Raw genomic sequence first — 2,492 nt, 5'->3', positions numbered from 1 at the left:
GCCAGCGCGTCACCGCCACGGCAATGGGGCATCCGGCTGTCATGGCGGCGCCGCACCGGCCGAACATTGCCGAATTGTCATGAAGACCTTCAGTATTTCGCCATAGTCGGCCCGGATGCTGACGGACAGGTTGAGCGGAGACCGACGGCATGGCGGGATCGGACGATCTGAAGGCCGGGGCCGTCGCGCTCCAGCGTTTCGGTCTCGGGCCGAAGCCCGGGCAGAGCGAGGCGATCCGTCGGGAGGCGCGGGACCGGCTTCTGACCGAAATCGATTCATCTCTCATCGCTCAGCCGCAAGGCGTTCCATTCTCGGGCGCGGCAGAGATCGGCAAGGCGCTTTACGCGTTCGAGGATGATGAGAAGCGCGATCGCGAGGCAAGGCGCGCCGAGGCGCCGCAGCCGGCGCAGGGCATGCAGACCGCCAATGCCGGGCAGGGCGAGATGCAGCCGGCTTCCCCGCCAAACCAGATGGCCCCGGCCGCGAAGGCCCGGGCAGAGCCGGCGCTCCCCTACAGGACCTACCGCGAGGAGGTGAAGGCGCGCGTCGATCTGGCGCTGGCGGCCGAGTCCGGTTTCACCGAGCGGTTGGTGATGTTCTGGTCGAACCATTTCTGCATCGGGGCGACCAAGAGCAATATGTCCCGCATGATGGCGGGGAGCTATGAGCGAGAGGCCATCCGCCCTCGTGTCTTCGGTCGCTTCGAGGAAATGCTGATCGCGGCCGAAAGCCACCCGGCGATGCTCGACTTCCTCGACAACCGCCAGTCGGTCGGCCCCAACTCGGCCGCGGGCCGCCGGCGGGGGCGCGGCCTGAACGAGAACCTCGCGCGGGAGATCATGGAGCTGCACACGCTCGGCGTCTCCGGCGGCTACGGCCAGGCGGACGTCACCAATCTCGCGCGCATCATCACCGGCTGGACTGTCGTCGGCCGCGAGGGCGTGCTCGGATTTCCCGGCTCCTTCGCGTTCAATGCCGGCCTGCACGAGCCGGGCGTGACGCCGCTCCTCGGCCGCTCCTACGACCAGCCGGGCCGGGCGCAAGGCGTCGCGGCGCTGACCGACCTCGCCCGACATCCTGCTACGGCCCGATTCATCGCGACCAAGCTCGTCCGGCATTTCGTGGCCGACGATCCACCGCGCGGGCTTGTCGACCTGCTGGCTACGACCTTTCGGCAGGGCGGCGGCGATCTGCCGGCCGTCTATCGGGCCCTGATCGGCAGCAATGAAGCGTGGCTGGCGCCGGCGACCAAGATTCGTTCGCCGCAGGAGTTCCTGCTGGCATCCTATCGGGCGCTGGGCCGCCAGCCTGATTTCGGCCAGATCATCGGACCGCTGACGGCCATGGGGCAGCCCTTCTGGCAGCCGTCCGGGCCCAACGGCTTCGCCGACAGCAATGCCGCCTGGGCCTCGGCCGAAGGCATCAAGACGCGCATCGACGTCAGCGCCGGCTGGGGTCGGCAGGCGGCGAACGCGGCACCGGATCCACGTGCGCTGAGCGAGGACATTCTCGGGCCGATCCTCTCGCCCGAGACGCGGCAGGCGGTGGCCCGGGCGGAGAGCCGGCCGCAGGCGCTGGCGCTGCTGCTGCTGTCGCCCGAATTCCAGCGGAGGTGAGGCCGATGGAACATGATGACGACGATTGCGAACGGATGACGCCGTCGCGGCGGGCGGTGCTCGGCGCGGCCGGCGCGCTCTTCGCCTGGTCCTTCGTGCCGAAACTCGCCCATGCGGCGGCGGGCAGCCGCGATCCACGCTTCCTGCTGGTCGTCTTGCGCGGGGCGCTGGACGGGCTCTCGGCGGTGCCGCCGCTTGGCGACCCCGACTATGCCGGCCTGCGCGAGGGCATAGCGCTCGCCAAGGACGGGCCGGAGGCTGCGCTGCCCCTGGATGGCTTCTTCTATCTGCATCCGGCGATGCCGAACCTCGCCCGTCTTTACCGCGAGGGCCGGGCGTCGATCGTGCACGCGGCGGCGACGGGCTATCGTGAGCGCTCCCATTTCGACGGTCAGGACGTGCTGGAGAGCGGGCAGGCCGGGCCGGGCCACACCGAGGATGGCTGGCTCAACCGTCTGATAGCGAGCCTGCCGGCCGGGGAGGGCATCTCGCGCAAGGGCGTGCTGGGTGTCGGAGTCGTGCCGCCGCTCGTGGTGCGGGGGCCGGCACCGGTGCTGGGCTGGGCGCCACCGCGCATGGCGCGGGCCGGGGCCGACCTGACGACGCGTCTCGCCGATCTCTACGGCCAGCGCGACCCCGGTCTCGCCATGGCCCTGCAACAGGCGATCGACACCGAGGGGCTGGCGCGGCGCAGCGGCATGGCCGAGCCCAGGGGAGGTGGCGGGCCGGACTCAGCCGACGGCATGCGCCGGATCGCGGAAGGCGTCGCCGGGCTGGTCGGCGCCGACGACGGACCCCGCATTGCCGCGCTCGCCTTCGAAGGCTGGGACACCCACGCCAACGAGGGCGGCGCAAAGGGACGGCTGGCCAACCTGC

2 protein-coding genes are annotated in these 2,492 nt (G+C 70.7%); both read left to right on the top strand.

Annotated elements, in window-relative coordinates; translation table 11 throughout:
• Nucleotides 1–149 precede the first annotated feature (149 nt).
• Entirely contained in the window at nt 150–1,616 is a 1,467-nt protein-coding gene (locus ACIPIA_RS14155; protein WP_400510469.1) for a DUF1800 domain-containing protein, read from the top strand.
• 5 nt (nt 1,617–1,621) lie between these two features.
• The coding region (locus tag ACIPIA_RS14150) for a DUF1501 domain-containing protein (RefSeq protein ID WP_400510468.1) at nt 1,622–2,492 on the top strand (871 nt) is incomplete at its 3' end.

It is taken from the genome of Allobosea sp. CER48, assembly GCF_044752385.1.
Lineage (GTDB): Bacteria > Pseudomonadota > Alphaproteobacteria > Rhizobiales > Beijerinckiaceae > Allobosea.
This window is presented reverse-complemented; position numbering and strand designations above follow the sequence as displayed.

Bases quoted from the DNA above. Each gene is read 5' to 3' on its own strand.
- ACIPIA_RS14155 (WP_400510469.1), top strand. From the start codon at position 150: ATGGCGGGATCGGACGATCTGAAGGCCGGGGCCGTCGCGCTCCAGCGT.